The sequence below is a fragment of the Paraburkholderia aromaticivorans genome (assembly GCF_002278075.1).
Classification (GTDB): domain Bacteria; phylum Pseudomonadota; class Gammaproteobacteria; order Burkholderiales; family Burkholderiaceae; genus Paraburkholderia; species Paraburkholderia aromaticivorans.
In genome coordinates, this window is the sequence record NZ_CP022990.1 from 721088 (window position 1) to 737242 (window position 16155).

A 16155-nucleotide genomic window follows, 5' to 3' on the forward strand; every position below is an offset into this window, starting at 1 on the left:
TGCGAGAATTTACGTTGATTGATCGATCGCACGACACGGGTCATGCGATCTGGCCCACTCGTTCGTTGCCGCGGTGCTCGGCCGGCCCGACGCCTAGGCCGCCACCTTCAGATCCTCGATCGCCCGCTGCCTGACGCCGAGGTCGTCCCACAACTCAGGATGGCAGGTGAACACCAGAATCTGATGCCGCGTAGCCGCGTCGATCAAGGCGCGTTTGATCGCATCGCGCCGCGCGGCGTCGGTATGCACCGCCGCGTCGTCGAGCATGAGCAAGGTCGGCCGGCCCGATGCTTTCAGCAAATCCGCGTACGCAAGCCGAGTCAGAATGCCGAGTTGCTCGCGCGTGCCGAAGCTCAGCGCCTCGAGCGTATCCGCGCGGCCGTAGCGATCCAGCGTGGCGGGACTCAAATCGTCGCCGAGCGCGAGCGTCGACTGCGGGAAAATCCGTTTCAGATAATGCCCGAGACGTTCGGTCAAAGGCGCGCGCAACTGCGCCACCGCGGCATCGCGTTCGTCGACCAGCACTTCGTCAAGCAGACTCAGCGCACTCGCGCGCAAGCTGAGTTCGTCCTTGCGCCGCGTGGCCTGTTCGACCTTGGCCTCCAACACCGCGAGACGCTCGCCGAGTCCCGACGCACCCACCGTTTCCAGTTGGCTCCGCAGTCCCGCGATCCGTACTTGCCGCTCGTTCTGCTCGCCGCGCGCGAGTTCCGCCGACGCGCGATAACGCTTCGCCTCGGCCGCCGGGTCATCGAGCCGCGCCGCTTCCAGCTCACGCTCGCGTCCTTCGCGCTGTTTGCGCAGCGCCTCGACCTGCACGCGCTGTTCGACAATCTTCGTCTGCCACTGCTCGCGGTTCCGGCGGAAGGCTTCGTCGCTCAACTGCGCGTCCTTGCGCTGCAGCTGGGTCGCGAGTGATTCCTCATTCGCCATGCCGGTCGATTTTTTATCGGCTGCCTGCGTCAATACATGTCGCGCAGCCTCCAACGCATCGCGCGCGATCGCGGCGTTGCGGCGCGCGTCGTCGAGCGGCACGGCGCTCGACACGTCAGGCAGACCCGCGAGCCGCTCATTGGCCGCCCGCATGCGCGCCGACGCCGATGCCGACGCCGCGTGCAGCGCCTCGATGCCCTGCGGCGCATGCGCGTCGAGAATCTTCGCCTGGCTCTTCTGCTGCGCGAGCAGCGCCTTCCACTGCTCGTGCCTCGACTCGCCCTCGCCGAACGACGCCACGCCGAGCACCTGCAACAGCTGCGCATGTTGGGCTTCGAGCGACGCGAGTTCGGACAGGCGCGCCGGCAGATCGGAAACGCCCGGCACCACCCGCAATTCGCCGAGCGCGCCGAGGCCGATCCGCTTCTCCCCGTCCAGACGCAGCACGCCTTCGCCGCTCACCGGTTGATCGTCGACCGTCATCGCGCCGGTCAAGCGGTATTCGATGCGCGTCATCGCCGCTTCGGTGCGGGCACGCAGCACGGTCAGCTCGCCGGCAAGCACACCGAGCCGCTTCAGTTTCGGCTCGTCGATCTCGAGCGCCGCCGCCTCGCGCGCGGCCTCCAGCACGGCCTCGTTCGCTTTGCTGGCCGCTGCGATCGACGCTTCGAGCCGCTCGCTTTCGGCGCGATAAAGGCCGATCTGGCTGCGCAGGTCGGCCGCGGTTACCGCCGCGTTGGCCAGTTCGAGCGCGCGGTTTGCATCGGCGAAAGCCTGCTCGAATTGCGCCACGCTGGCCGCGGCTTGCGCGTGCTCCGCCTGAACCGCCGCCACGCTTGCCCGCGCCGCGTCGAGTTGCTGCCGCTCGCGCGCCACGGCCGCTTCCAGTTCGAGCGCGTTCTGCTCCTGTTGCAACGGCAACGCCAGTTCGGCTTCGCTCGCCTTCAGCGCTTGCGCCAGGCCTTGCAGGCTGCGTTCGAGTTCCGCCGCGGCATCGGCGCGTTGCTGCGCCTGCGCGGCCTTCTGCTCATGGAGCTCCCAGGGGCGCTTGCGCTGCGTGTCGTCGAATGCCTCCTGCTGTGCGGCCAGACGAGCGATGTTCTCCTCGAACTGTCGACGCTGCTGTTCCAGCTCGTCGCGCTCGTCGATCAGCCGGGCGAGCGCCTGTTCCGCTTCGGCGAGCGGTCCGGTGGACTTCTGCGTGCGCGCGGTGAGCAGTTGCCGAAGTTCGCGCTGCACGGCCGCGATCAACGCATCCTCGCCGGCCGATTCACTGCCGCCCGAGAGTTGCGACAGCGCATCGCGCAGATACTGCGCCGCGTGGCCGGTGGAATCGCGCATTTCCTGCGTGCCGCCTTGCTGCACCCACAACAGACCGGGAACGCCCGAGTTCTCGGCCTTCAGCGGCCCACGCGCGGCGCGCGAAAAACCGAGCAAAGCCGCGAGCTTGTCTTCGGCTTCATCCTCGCCGAACACGCTCTGACCGATCTTCAGCTCGCAGCGCTGGCGCGTGACGAACTGCTTCGACAGCCGGCACGCCGCGCCGTCCAGATCGAAGCTCACCTCCACCGACGGCTGCCCGCTCGCCTTGCCCCACGGCAACAGGTCTTTCAGATGCGAGGCCTTGTAACGCTCCAGAAACACGGCGCGCACGGCCTCGGCAATGGTGCTCTTGCCAGCCTCGTTCGGGCCGACAAAAAGATTGAGACCGGGCTGCAGATCGTCGATGACGAGCCGTCCGGTGAACTGCTTGAATTCCTGGATCGCGATACTTTGCAGCTTCATGCGGACCTCGCTTCGCGCGGCAGTTCACGTTGAAAACGCGCCAGAAGCAACAACGCCTCGGCAGCGCGCTTGGCCTCCCGCGGGTCGGATTGCGGGTCTTCCTGCAAAGCACGCAGACGCGCCACCACTTTCGCGAGATAGCCGCTTTGCGCACCGAGTTCGGCGAGGTCGTCGGCGGTAGGCAGCACTTGCAGGCCGCTCAGATCGACGCGCAATGCCCGCACGCGGGCGCGCGCTTCTTCCACGGCAACATGAATCGCTTCGGCGTCGGCGAGCGCGGCGGTGCCGCCGACCGCGACGCGCAGCACGTCGTGGCTGCCGAGGGCCGCGAGGCGCGCCTTGAGCGAGTCCACGTCGGTCGGCACGGCGATGGTTTCGTCCCAGCGATGCCACTGATATTGCCCGACCCGCACCGGCTCGACCTCCGGCGACGCCCCCGGCTCACGCAGCGTGACGTCGAGCATGAAACCCGGATCGTTGGCGCGGAAGCGGTCCTGCTCGTGCGTGCCGGCGTACCAGGTGCGCTCGTCGACGCGCAGATGGCCGTGCCAGTCGCCGAGCGCCAGATAGTCCAGACGCGCGCTCGCGGCCCGCGTCGGCGCGATCGGATTGGACGAGTCGATGCCTTCCTGCAGAATCCCGCTCACGCTGCCGTGCGCGAGTCCGACGCGGTGATAGCCGGGTGGCGTCTCTGTGGTATCGAAGAAACCGGTGGTGTCGTCATAGGTGATGCGTTGCGTCAGCGGCGCGCACAGCAACGCGCACCGGCAGGCGTCCAGCAGCACCACGCCGGGTTCGAGCACCACGCGCACATTCGGCGCGATGCAGTTCAGGCGCTGCGCACGCGTCCAGACGCTCTCGACGAGCGCGGCGTCGTGATTGCCCGGCAGCATGATCCACGGCCCGGTGAAGCCTTGCAGCGCACCGAACAGACGGCGGATCACCGTGTCCGAGACGGTTTGCAGATCGAAGACGTCGCCGGCCACGAGCACGGCGTCGACCTCGCGCGCGGCGGCTTCTCCGGCGATCCGGCGCACGGTCTCGAGACGCGCCTCGGCAAGGTGCGCCGCTTCGTCCGGCTCGAACTGGCCGAATTGCGTGCCTATCTGCCAGTCCGCGGTGTGCAGAAACCTGATCACTGTGCCTCCATTCCGTTCCATTGCAATCTGCCTCGCCGGGCAAGCCCGCGCAGTCTAACCGCAGATGTTACCGTGACGGCGCGGCAAAGATAGTCCCATGCGGTTGGCGCGTGGGCTGACGGGCGGCGCTACACTCGCGGTTCTGGACGCGCGTGAAGCGCGCCGCATGATTCCAATCGACCCGGACCTGCCGCCCTGCCGCCGATGAACAAAGCCATCGAACTGAAGAAAGCCAAGCGCACGCCTTTACTCCTGTTGCTCGCCGCCGCCTGCGTGTTCGTCGTGACCGCGTTCATGCCGCGCGGCGTCTGGGTGGACGGCATCAAGGCCGTTGCCGAGGCCGCGATGGTGGGCGCGCTCGCCGACTGGTTCGCCGTGGCCGCGCTGTTCCGCCGCGTGCCGATCCCGATCGTGTCCGCGCACACCGCGATCATTCCGCGGAACAAGCACAAGATCGCCGACAACCTGGCGGTCTTCGTGCAGGACAAGTTTCTGGATGTGCCCTCGCTGGTCGGCCTGATCCAGCGGCACGATCCGGCGCAAAGCATCACCGGCTGGCTGACGCAGCCGGCCAACACCGCGCGGCTCGGCGACTACGTCGTCAAACTCATCAGCGGCATTCTTGAACTGACCGACGACGTGCGCATTCAGGTCTTCATCAAGGACGCGTTGCGCGACGTGCTGGCCAAGGTGGATCTGTCGCAATCGATGGGCGCCATTCTCGACACGCTCACCAAGGACGGCCGCCACCAGGAACTGCTCGACGCGGGTATCGAACAGGTGATCGCGATGCTTCGCGAACCGCAGGCGCGGGAGTTCATCGCCGAGCGCATCGTCGAATGGGTCAAGAGCGAATACCCGAAGATGGAGAAGATCCTGCCTTCGGCATGGCTCGGCGAGAAAGGCGCCGAGGCGCTGGCCAACGCGGTGAACCGCATGCTCGAACAGATCAGCGAGAACCCGACGCATCAGCTTCGCCAGAAGTTCGACGACGCCGCGCACAAGCTGATCGTCAAGCTCAAGACCGATCCGGCCTTCCTGCAAAAAGGCGAGGAACTGAAACGCTATCTGGTGGAAGGCGACGCGCTCAGCTCGTATGTGAAAGACATGTGGGGCGAACTGCGCGCGTGGCTCAAGCGCGATCTGCAGAGCAGCGACTCGGCCTTGCATGCGCGGGTGGTGGCGATGGGCCAATGGGTCGGCCGCGAGCTCGCGAACGACCCGGCGTTGCGCCAGTCGCTCAACGACCACCTCGAGGAAGCGGCGCGCGCCATGGCGCCGGACTTCGCGCAGTTCCTCACGCGGCATATCAGCGACACCGTCAAGAATTGGGACTCGCGAGACCTGTCACGGCAGATCGAGCTGAACATCGGCAAGGATCTGCAATACATCCGCATCAACGGGACGATTGTCGGCGGCTTTATCGGCCTGCTGCTGTATGCGAGCTCGCAACTGTTCGAGTTGCTGCGCGTGCACATGGGATGAGCGATAGACCGGTTCCCCGACAAAGCGCCTACAATCCGGGCATATGACTTGCTCAAGCGCATTTGCCCGGACAGCCTCCTTCTGTCCGCGAGCGGCCAGCATAAGAACGACAGCGCTTCTCAATCGGAACGTGTGCTCATGAAAATATCGTTACCGCCGCACGGGCGGCCGAACCGCGTTTACCCGCCGGGCACGCCCAGCCTGCATGGCCTCGCGTCGGTGATTACCGGCGTGGTGGTGGTGTGCGGACTGTATTTCGGCCGCGCGGTGTTGATCCCGATTACGCTGTCCGTGCTGCTCAGCTTCCTGCTCGCGCCGCTCGTGCAGATGTTGCGGCGTTTGCACATGGGGCAATTGCCGTCCATCTTCATCGCCGTGCTGTTCGCCCTGGCGAGTCTGCTCGCGGTCGGCGCGCTGATCGGCGCGCAGCTGGTGCAACTCGCGGGCGACCTGCCGCAGTACCAGGTGGCGATCGAACAGAAAATCGAAACGGTTCAGGAAAAGACCGTCGGCCGCGCCGATTCGCTGATGAGCCGCGCCGCCGTCGCACTGCAGCGCGTAGCCCCGTCCAAACCGAACCCGCCGCGTCCCACGGGACGCGCCGCGCGCAACGCGCCCGCCGTGCCGCAGCCGGTCGAGGTGCACGAGCCCTCGCCCACGCCGTTGCAGCTCGCGCAACGTGCGTTGTCGCCGGCCATCGCGCCGATCGAGACCACCTTTATCGTGCTGGTTGTGACGATTTTCATCCTGCTGCAGCGTGAGGATTTGCGCGACCGTTTGATCAGCCTGTTCGGCTCGCGCGATCTTCACCGCACCACGACCGCGATCAACGACGCCGCCGTGCGCCTGAGCCGCTACTTCGTCGCGCAGCTGGGCGTGAATCTCAGCGCGGGCGGCGTGATCGCCATCGGGCTCGCCATCATCGGCGTGCCGGGGGCGCTGCTGTTCGGCGTGATCGCCGCCTTGCTGCGTTTCGTGCCGTATATCGGCATCTGGATCGCCGCGATTCTCGCGGTCTTTCTGGCTGCCGCGATTCAGCCGCAATGGACCATGGCCGTCTATACGCTGATCCTGTTCATCGTGGTCGACCTGGTGGCCGGGCAGATTGCCGAGCCGCTGTTGTACGGTCACCGCTCGGGGCTGTCGCCGCTCGCCGTGGTGGTCGCGGCGATTTTCTGGAGCTGGCTGTGGGGGCCGATCGGCCTCGTTCTGTCGACGCCGCTCACGCTGTGCGTGGTCACGCTGGGTCGCTACGCCGACCGGCTCAACTTTCTCACGGTGCTGCTCGGCGACCAGCCCGCCCTCACGCCGGCGCAGAACTTCTATCAGCGACTGCTCGCGGACGATCCGCACGAGGCCATCGTGCAGGCGGAGCGGTTGCTGCGCGAGATGTCGCTGATCGACTATTACGACAAGGTCGCCCTCGAAGGCCTCAAGCTCGCCCGCAACGATGCGATGCGCGGCGTGCTGATGCCGGACCAGTTGCAGCGCATCAACGACGCGCTGGTGGACATCGTCGAAAACCTGGAGATCGCGGACGGCTTACCGGAGCGCCTCGCGCGCACCGATCCCGCCGACGCCGCGAGCGCGCTGCTTGCCTCGGCCTCGGCCGATCTTTCCGAGCGGCACGATAGCCCGGCTTCGGCAAACCCGCAGATACCCCGTTCAAGCGACAAAACGTCCGTGCTGTGCGTGCCCGGCCGCGGCTCGTTCGACGAAGTCACGACCGCGATCGCCGTGCAATTGCTCGGCCGCCAGGGTCTCGCGCCGATGACGGCCACGCACTCAGGCTACCGGAGCGCGCGCGCCGACGAGCCGAGTTTCAAGGACGCGTCGATCATCTGCATCGTCTCGCTCGACGCGCCCGAATCGCCGCCGTATCTGCGCAACATGCTGCGGCGCACGCGGGAATGGCGACCCCGTGCCACAGTCGTGGTCGGCGTGGGCGGCGCACCGGAAGGCGGCCCGGAGATGGGCGCGACCGGCGCCTCGCACGCGGCCCCCACCTTCCGCGCGATGATCGAGGAATGCCTTTCGGCCGCGAGCGTGCAGCATGCGCGCCAGCCCTTGCATGTGGGCGGGGCGGACTGAGCGAGCCGCGGCAACCCTGCGCGACGAGATGGATTGGGTGGGTACGTGTGCCCGCCCGGCCTCTTTCGTGATCTGATTCGTGATCTGATCGTGGCCCGCCAAAGATAGTCGCCGGGACGGTTACCGGCGAAATCCTCCTCGCCTCATCCCGCCGCCAGCAAAGCCTCCCTCGCCACCGAAACGTCCGCCTCCCGGCGAACCTCTGCCGTCGCCCCACTGACTCGCGGAGTGATCGAACCTTTGCTGGCCGACATCGCGCGCCTCACGCTGCCGTTCCAGATCGCCGCCGACGTCCGCTTTCGGCTGGATGGGTTGCCAGCCATTGGCCGTATGTTGTTGCCAGCCGCCGCTCTGGCTGTGTTGATAGACGTTGCCGTCATGCCCAGCGTAGACGTCGCCGTTATTCCAGGCCACGGTGTTGCCTTTCGACTGATTGGTCACGAAGCCCTTGCCGGCGCTCGCGTACTGGCCGGTTTGCGTGTTGCCGGCCACGCCGAACTCGGCGGCGCCCGCCCGGCCGGTCTGCGCGTTATACCCCGCCACCTGACGGCCGCCCGCAAAGTTGCCGTTGTACTGATTGCCGGCAAAGCCGCCGCGCGCCACCCCCGCCCGCCCGGTCGACGGGTTCGCGAATGAACCCTGCCGCCCGGCCGCGTAGTTCCCCGAGTAGGGGTTGAACGCGGCACCCCGGCTGCCCTGAAAGTGCGCGCCGGTCGCCGGGTTGTAGCCGGCCGCCGCCGAGCCGCGCCATTGCGTGCCGGTCCACGGGTTCCAGCCCGCAGCATGCGTCACCGTGCCTTGCCCCCAACGCCCATAGAAATTCGCCTGATTCACGTTGACGTTGTTCCACCCGCCGCCGCCCCAGTATGGTCCCCAGTAAGGCTCGGCCGCGCCCCAGATCGCTCCCGCCGCGAAACCGAAGGCGAACCCCGCCGCCGCGTTGAGGGCGAAACCGGCGTCGTAACCATAGGTGGGCGGATAACCGTAGTAGACCGCGCCCACGTATGGCGGATAGACATAGCCTGTGCCGTAGACCACGGTGCCCTCCGCGTTCACCACGACGCCCATGTAACCCGGCGTATAGCCGACGACCACGGTATCGGGTGTCACGGAATAGATCCGCACGTACACCACGTAATGCAGCGGTGAACTGGCCGGAATGGCGTAGATCGCGCTGGGCACTTCGGTCGCCACGCGCCATGCGCCATCCGGCGCAGAGGCGGTAAACCAGATGCCGTTCGATACGGCGTAGTAACGGGCGGAATCCACCTTGATCACCGGTGTGCCGGTGTTGACCGCATAACTGAGCGTCGTGCCGGCGATGGGTGTGAAGCGCGGCGCACCGTCATAGGCGACGGCCAGCGTGGCGGCCGCGCGCGAGACCGTCGCCGTCTGCGCAATGGTGGCCGCGATAGCGGCCTCCCTCGCCTGAGGCGTACCCGGTACGGAGACCAGGACGTCGGCTTTGGGATCGTGGGGCGAAATCCTCGCGAAATCGGCGGGGAGTTCGCTGCCGGGGACGTACTGCCACGGGCCGCCTTCAGAGGCGGCCCGGAACCATCGCCCGGAGACCAGCACGTAGTACTGATTCGTTGCGGGGTCCACGAAGACGGCATGGTCGGCGTTGGTCACCGACAGCAGGCTGACGCCCTCGACCGGCGTCAGTTTCATCTGACCGTCGGTGACGATCAGCTCCGTCGGCGCCGTGGCGACCAGCACGCCCGGCGCGCGCGCCGGGCGCTCGCCGTTGGACGGCAGCAGAGGATCGGCGGCGCCGCTCGCCCCGGCGACGTGCGCCGCATCCAGCAGAGCGGGCGGCGCCGCCAGCACGCCCCATTGACCGCTTGCCGACGTAGCGCAATACCAGTAACCCGCCGCATGCAGATACAGCGTGCCGCTTCCGTCTTGCAGCAGCAACGCCCGGCTGTTCAGCGCCCGTTGATAGCCCGTCCCGCTCACCGGCCGCCAGACCGGCGGGCCGTCCACGAGAACCAGCACCGTCGGCCTCGTGGCGAAAACGATGCGCGGAGCGACGTTCTGGACGGCCATGCCCTGCGTGGCGGCAAGTTGCTTCGACGCGGCGTAGCTTGTCTGCAGTTCATCGAGCGACGTGGTCAGCCCAGCCGAGGGCAAATGCGCCAGCAGCACCTGGCGGATTTGAGCGGCGATGCCCGGGTTAGTCGGCACATCCACACTCGCGATTTCGATCTGCGTGAGTTGCGCGAGCCCCGACGTTTTGTCGACGTCTGCGATCGCGGAAAAATGCGCCACGCCATAGGTCGGCACGCCGCCGCTCGCACCGACGGCTACCGCGGCGCGACCCGATATGCGGTTGCCTTCCCATGTCTCGATCTGCGGCTGATAAAGTTCGACGTGCTGCTTGTCGGCATCGAAACTGCGCGGCCAAACCGGCGCCGCCGCCGGGCGAGGAGGATTCGCCGCCTGCACATACATGCCCCAGCAGGCCAGACACGTCGTAGCAAACAGCATGGTCAGGCGTTGACTGATTCTGGACATCTCATCGTTCTCCCTGTTTTTCACGTTCTACCGTTGCACCCGTCGCTGCCGGCGCCCCCTTCGTCCGCCATGAGCTATGAGCCGCGAGCGGCGTGGGTACTATCTTGTTTCGGTTTGTGGAATAGTCCGACCCTGCTCCGCTGCGGCAAGCGCTTCGGCGCCCCAACCGCCGCCCAGCGCCTTGTAGAGGGTGACGAGGGCGGTGTATTCATTGCTGCGGGTTTGCGTATCAGCCAGTTGCGCACTGAACAGACTTCGCTCGGCGTCGAGAACTTCCATATAGCTGCTGTAGCCGCCTTCGTAACGTTGTCGCGCGAGCCTTGCATAGGCACTCAGCGCGTCCACCTGACGGCCTTGCGCGGTCAACCGTTCGCGTGACTTCTCGACGCCGAGAAGCGCGTCGCTGACTTCCTGGAATGCGGACTGCACGGCCCGCTGATAGGCGTACAGCGCCTGTTGCTGGCGCGCCCCGGCCTGCTCGACCTGGCCGGCAATGTTGCCGGCGGAGAAGATCGGCTGCGTCAGTGCGCCTGCAAAGGCCCAAGTGTTCGCCGGTCCGCTAAACAGCCTGCTCAACTGCGTGCTCGACGAACCGAGCAGGCCCGTGAGCGAAATCTGCGGAAAATAAAGCGCACGCGCGGCGCCGATCAAAGCATTGGCGGAAACCAGATTCTGTTCGGCCTGCAGCACGTCCGGACGGCGCTCGAGCAACTCCGATGGCAAGCCCGCCGGCACGTTGGGAGACTGAAGCTCGTCGAGCGTGCGACCACGGAGAATCGGACCGGGATTGCGGCCGAGCAATACCGAAAGCGCATCTTCCTGTTGCCCGATCTGCGCTTCAATGGCCGGAATGTCCGCGAGCGACGCTTCGTATTCCGATTGACTCTGGGCCAACTCCACCTGCGAGATTTGCCCGCCCTTGAAGCGCAGTTCGAAGACTTTCACCGAACTCTCGCGACTCGCCGCGGTTGCCTTCGCAATCTCGAGTTGCTGATCGAGACTGCGCAGATTGATATAGGACGTGGCCACCGACGCCACGAGCGTGAGGAGGGTGGCCCTCTGCCCTTCCTCGCTGGCAAGCAGATTCGCGCGCGCGGCTTCGGTCTGACGCCGCACACGGCCGAACACGTCGATCTCCCATGAGATGGGTAACGTGGCGTTGAACGAGCTATAGTCCGCCCCGAGACCGGTCGGCAACGACGCCTGCGCAAGCGGCGAGACGCGCTGGCGACCGGCGTTGAAACCGGCGCTCACCTGTGGAAACAGTTGCGAGCGCGTCGTGACGAATTGTCCGCGAAACTCGTCGACTCGCGCCGCTGCGATTTTCAGGTCGTTGTTCTGCGCGAGCGCCGTCGCAATGAGTTCGTTCAGCACTGGATCGCCGAATTGCGCCCACCACGTCGTATCGACGATTTGCGCCTGCGTACTATCCGAAAAGCGGAACGTGGCCGGCGTTGCGATTGGCGGCCTCGCGTAATCGGGGCCCATCACGCAGCCGCTCAGACACAGACACAGGCAAAGCCAGAGTGCCGACAGCCAGGAAAAATTTGAACCGATTGGACGCATGTCAATTGCCCCGCTTCGTGCCGGGGGCCATGCCGGTCGATCTGTTAGTCACCGAGTGCGAGTCGGACACTGCCCGTTCAACTTGTGCGTCCCGCATGACACCCACGTTCTGATCCACGTTCTTTTTGCCGGCGCGCCGCTCGTTCACCGATTCGAGCAGGAAGAAGAACATCGGAATAAAGAAGACGGCGACGCCGGTCGCCCCCAACATGCCGCCAATCACCCCGGTGCCGATGGAATGCCGGCTGTTCTGCGACGCACCGGTCGCGATAGCAAGCGGCACGCAGCCGAGAATAAAGGCGAACGACGTCATGACGATCGGCCGCAACCGGTCCCGGGCGGCGGTCACCGCGGCATCGAACGCCGATGCGCCTTGTGCGCGATTCAGCACGGCAAACTCGAAAATGAGAATTGCATTCTTCGCGGCGAGAGCGACCAGCATGGTGAGGCCGATCTGGAAATAGACGTCGTTGTTCAAGCCTCTGAGCAAGATGGCCAGCAAAGCGCCGAACAGGGCGAACGGCACCGCCATCAGAACGCCGACGGGCAAGCTCCAGCGTTCGTATTGCGCGGCGAGAATCAGGAACACCATCACCAGGCCGAACACGAAGACAAGGCCGGAGGTGCCGCCCGACTGGCGGGCTTCATACGCTTCGCCGCTCCACCCCGCGCCGTACCCTGCGGGCAGGGTTCGCGCAAGCTCCTCCAGCACGGCGATCACCTCGCCCGAGCTGTGGCCCGGCGCCGCGTTGGCGGTAATCAGCACGGCGGGAAAGTCGTTGAAGCGTGTCATCAGGGACGGGCCGGTCACGTACTGATACGTCACCACCGATTTCAGCGGCACCATCGTGCCCGTCGTGCTGCGCACGAAAACCTGTTCGAGGTCCGCTGGCTTCAGGCGGTATGACGGTTCGGCCTGAAGGATCACCTGCCACAGACGGCTCGACTGATTGAACTGCGAAACATACAGCGAGCCGAACATGGTCTGCATCGTGCTGTAGACCTCGTCGATCGGCACGCCGAGTGTGGCCGCCCTGTCACGGTCGACATCGACACGCAACTGCTGCGAAGAGGCATTGAAGGTCGACGTGACGCCTGCCAGTTCGGGCCGCGCCTTCGCCCTGGCGACAAAATCCTGCACCACCTGCGCGAGCTGCGCCGTAGTCCCGTTACCTTTGCTCTGAATCCACATCTCGGTGCCGCCCGTCGTGCCAAGCCCGGGAATGGACGGTGGGTTGACCGGCACGACAATGCCTTCCTTGATGCGTGACAGCGCCCGGTAAGCGCCGAGCAGCAAAGCATGCGCATTCTGCGTGCGAATGTTCGCCCAGGAATACCGCTCGTCGAAACCCTTCAGTCCGACAAAGAACGTTGAAGCGTTATTCATTGTCTGATTGTCGAGCAGGCTGTAACCGTCGACCACGGTTACACTGCCCACCCCCGGCTGCTTCGCGAGGTAGTCGGTCACGCGTGACGACACTCGCCCGGTGCGATCGAGACTCGCCGAGTCGGGCATGATGACGGCGCCGAGCAGGTAGCCCTGATCTTCCGGCGGAAGGAAGGCGCGCGGAATGGACCGCATCATCGTGACGGCGAGCAGAATCATGCCGGCGAATAGCAGCAGCGCGACGCCAAACCGCCTGATTGCGAGCGACACGGCGCGACCATAGCCCGCCGTGACGCGAGCAAACGCGTGATCGAACCACTTGAAAAAACGATGCTTTGCACGCGCTTGCGGTTTCAGCAATACCGCCGCGAGCGCCGGCGACAACGTCAAGGCCACGATCCCGGAAAGGACCACGGAGATGGCAATGGTGATGGCAAACTGCTTGTACATCTGCCCTGTGATGCCGCCCAGAAATGCAACCGGCACGAACACCGCGCACATGACCAGTACGATCGTGACGACCGGTCCCGACACTTCGTCCATGGCTCGCTTGGCCGCGGCATTCGGCGAGAGGCCGAACTCACGCATGTTGCGCTCGACGTTCTCGATCACCACGATCGCATCGTCCACCACGATGCCGATTGCCAGCACCATGCCGAACATGGTCAGCATGTTGATCGAGAAACCCAGGGCGGCCATGCCCATGAATGTCCCCAGGATGGAGACCGGCACGGCGAGCACTGGAATCAGCGTCGCGCGAAAGCTTTGCAAGAAGAGGAATACGACCACGACCACCAGCACGACGGCTTCGAAAAAAGTCTTCACCACGTCCGCAATCGAGGCACGCGTGAAGTCGGTGGTATCCATTGCGATGTTGTAATTGATCCCCTCCGGGAACGACCGCTTCATGTCCGCCAGAGTCGCGCGCACCTGTTTCGAGACATCCAGCGCGTTGGCGCCGGGCTGCTGATAGATGGCGATGACCGTGGCGGGCTTGCCCTGAAATCTGCTGCGTATCGAATAGTCTTTCTGCCCGAGTTCGGCACGGCCGACGTCTTTCAAGCGCACGATCGCCGCGCCGCTGCCCGACGCGCGAATAATGATGTTGTCGAACTCGGCGGGGCTGGAAAGCCGCCCGCTCGTCGTTACCGCGAACGATTGTTCAACTGGCGTGCCGGTCGGCGCCTGGCCAAGACGCCCGACCGCGAACTGCTGGTTCTGGTTGGCCACGGCATTCTGCACGTCGGTGGCGGTAATGCCGAGCTGCGCCATGCGGTCGGGCCGCAGCCAGATACGCATGGCGTAGTCCGGCGTGCCGAAGATGCTCGCCTGGTTCGCGCCCGGAATCCGCTTGAGCGCGTCGAGCACGTACACGTTCGCGTAGTTGGCGACGTACGTGGAATCGAAGCGGTTATCGGGCGAGTACACCGCGACGACCATCATGAACGCAGACGATTTCTTTTGCACCTGCACGCCCTGCGACTGCACGGACTGCGGCAGTTGCGGCAACGCGAGGTTGACGCGGTTCTGCACGTCGACCTGGGCCAGATCCGGATTGGTGCCGTTGCGAAAGAACGCGTTGATCGTCAGGCTGCCGGTGGATGAACTCGACGATGTCATGTAGATCATGTTGTCCGCGCCATTGACCTGTTGCTCGATGGGCGCCGCGACGTTATTCGCCACCACGTCGGCACTTGCGCCCGGGTAGCTGGCGGTAATCGTGATTTGCGGCGGCGTGATGTCCGGGTACTGGGCGACGGGCAAGGCAAGCATGGCCAACAGGCCGCCCAGCGCGATGACGATGGAGATGACCGACGCGAAGATCGGTCTGTCGATACAGAAATGGGAGAGCTTCATCCGGTTTGCCGCCTGGTGCGCAGAGTTAGTGCGCGGAGTTTTGATCGGATTGTTGTTGCGCCACGGGCGGCATGACGTTTGCGCGATGCGCCGCAGGAGACCCGCTCCCCGTTATGCTGATCGTCGCATTGGGTGACAACCGCACCGCTCCGTCCAGCACGACTCTTTCGCCGGCGCGCAGGCCGTCGTTGATGAAGCAGTCATCGCCTTGCCATTCGCCCATCTCGACGAACCGCTGGCGCGGCTTGTTGTCTTTGTCGACCGTCCACACGAAATGACTTTTTTCGCCCTGCTGCACGGCCCGCTGGGGAAGCAGAACGGCGTTCGGCCGCACAGCGCCGGAAACCCTCGCGCGCACGAACTGCCCTGGACGCAACGTGCCTTTTTCATTGGCGAAAACGGCTCGCACGAGGAACGTGCCGGTTTGCGCGCTGAATACGGGATTGGCGAAATCGATATGCCCGCGCGCGGGGAACGTCGACCCGTCTGCCAGCAGCAGCGTGATCTCGAACTGGTTGTTGGCGGGAAAGCGCAGCTGCCCTTTTGAAATCTGATCGCGATAACGCAGCATCTCGTTCTCCGAGATGCTGAACTCGACCCACATCGGATCCATCTGGTAGACATACGTCAACAGGCCGGACTGAGCCGGCGTGACATAGCTGCCTTCCTGCTGTCTCGCATAACTCGACAAGCCGGCGAGCGGCGACTTGATGGTGGTGTAGCCGAGGTTCAACCGCGCGGCCTGGACCTGCCCTTGCGCGGCGATCACGGCGGCTTCGGCCTCGCGCTCGCTGCCGGTCGCGTCATCCAGGTCCTTCTTGCTCAGCGCGTTTTGCGCGGCGAGCGGCATGACGCGCGCGAGATTGGCTTTCGCCACCGCGAGCCGTGCCTGCTGCTGGGCAAGCGCGCCTTGTGCCGATTGCAATGCCGCCTGGAATGGCTTGGGATCCATCAGAAACAGCGTCTGCCCCTGACGGACCATCTGGCCTTCCGTGTACGCCCGTTTGTCCAGAAAGCCGTCCACCCGCGCGCGGATTTCCACGGCACGCGAGCTTTGAGTCTGGGCGACGAACTCAAAGTCGACGGGGGTATCGCGCGGCGCCACAGTCGTGACCGTGACGTCGACCGGCTGGGACACTTCGGGGGCGGCGGGCTTGCCGCAGGCGGCCAGTAAAGCGACCAGACTCAGCATAAGCGCCAGTCGTCTGCGTACCTCGCCGAGCAGGCGCATCGGTTCGTTCAACGAGCGAATCAGGCATCCCAACAGCAAAACTGGCATGAACGTTCCGTGAAAAATGGATCAAGAGCCGGGCGTGCCCGCCAAAGCGATTGCTTGCATCCGGCCGCGCCGGAAGGCGCAGCCGTCAGTTGTTTGCGAATCAATTGTGCTGGCTG

Annotated in this window: 8 protein-coding genes; 2 read left to right on the forward strand and 6 right to left on the reverse strand. The window is 65.1% G+C overall.

Translation table 11 applies throughout. From position 1 onward, the window contains the following. Nucleotides 1-93 precede the first annotated feature (93 nt). Together CJU94_RS22995 and CJU94_RS23000 are read right to left on the reverse strand one after the other, a co-directional pair. Nucleotides 94-2718 (reverse strand): AAA family ATPase, encoded by a 2625-nt coding sequence (locus CJU94_RS22995; protein WP_095420985.1) that lies wholly within the window; start codon nt 2716-2718, stop codon nt 94-96. Next, entirely contained in the window at nt 2715-3857 is a 1143-nt protein-coding gene (locus CJU94_RS23000; RefSeq protein ID WP_095420986.1) for a metallophosphoesterase family protein, read from the reverse strand. The genes CJU94_RS22995 and CJU94_RS23000 overlap by 4 nt, the downstream gene beginning before the upstream one ends. 204 nt (nt 3858-4061) lie before the next feature. Between CJU94_RS23000 and CJU94_RS23005 the strand changes: the two genes are divergently transcribed. Next, nucleotides 4062-5342 carry a DUF445 domain-containing protein gene (locus CJU94_RS23005; RefSeq protein WP_095420987.1) on the forward strand — a complete coding sequence of 427 codons (1281 nt, stop codon included), beginning with the start codon at nt 4062-4064 and terminating at the stop codon, nt 5340-5342. A 138-nt stretch (nt 5343-5480) separates the two neighbouring features. Further along, complete coding sequence (locus tag CJU94_RS23010) at nt 5481-7433, forward strand: AI-2E family transporter (RefSeq protein ID WP_095420988.1); 1953 nt, start codon at nt 5481-5483, stop codon at nt 7431-7433. A gap of 120 nt (nt 7434-7553) precedes the next feature. On the opposite strand, the gene CJU94_RS23015 is transcribed toward CJU94_RS23010, so the two are convergent. The 4 genes from CJU94_RS23015 to CJU94_RS23030 form a co-directional block, all read right to left on the reverse strand. Continuing rightward, the gene (locus CJU94_RS23015; RefSeq protein ID WP_095420989.1) at nt 7554-9950 is read right to left on the reverse strand and encodes a carbohydrate-binding family V/XII; all 2397 of its coding nucleotides are present in this window, start codon (nt 9948-9950) and stop codon (nt 7554-7556) included. A 99-nt stretch (nt 9951-10049) separates the two neighbouring features. Continuing rightward, a complete protein-coding gene (locus CJU94_RS23020) occupies nt 10050-11516 on the reverse strand; it encodes an efflux transporter outer membrane subunit (protein WP_095420990.1) in 1467 nt (488 codons plus the stop codon). A gap of 1 nt (nt 11517) precedes the next feature. Further along, nucleotides 11518-14760: an efflux RND transporter permease subunit gene (locus CJU94_RS23025; RefSeq protein WP_095420991.1), complete on the reverse strand. Its 3243-nt coding sequence runs from the start codon at nt 14758-14760 to the stop codon at nt 11518-11520. Nucleotides 14761-14785: 25 nt separating this feature from the next. Next, nucleotides 14786-15991, reverse strand: a complete 1206-nt coding sequence (locus tag CJU94_RS23030; protein ID WP_482811956.1) for an efflux RND transporter periplasmic adaptor subunit — start codon at nt 15989-15991, stop codon at nt 14786-14788. Between the last annotated feature and the right edge of the window lie 164 nt (nt 15992-16155).

What these genes read in the sequence shown, in the direction of transcription:
- CJU94_RS23005 (WP_095420987.1), top strand. Translation starts at nt 4,062, where the DNA reads ATGAACAAAGCCATCGAACTGAAGAAAGCCAAGCGCACGCCTTTACTC.
- CJU94_RS23015 (WP_095420989.1), bottom strand. Translation starts at nt 9,950, where the DNA reads ATGTCCAGAATCAGTCAACGCCTGACCATGCTGTTTGCTACGACGTGT.
- CJU94_RS23025 (WP_095420991.1), bottom strand. Translation starts at nt 14,760, where the DNA reads ATGAAGCTCTCCCATTTCTGTATCGACAGACCGATCTTCGCGTCGGTC.
- CJU94_RS23030 (WP_482811956.1), bottom strand. Translation starts at nt 15,991, where the DNA reads ATGCGCCTGCTCGGCGAGGTACGCAGACGACTGGCGCTTATGCTGAGT.
- CJU94_RS23010 (WP_095420988.1), top strand. Translation starts at nt 5,481, where the DNA reads ATGAAAATATCGTTACCGCCGCACGGGCGGCCGAACCGCGTTTACCCG.
- CJU94_RS23020 (WP_095420990.1), bottom strand. Translation starts at nt 11,516, where the DNA reads ATGCGTCCAATCGGTTCAAATTTTTCCTGGCTGTCGGCACTCTGGCTT.
- CJU94_RS22995 (WP_095420985.1), bottom strand. Translation starts at nt 2,718, where the DNA reads ATGAAGCTGCAAAGTATCGCGATCCAGGAATTCAAGCAGTTCACCGGA.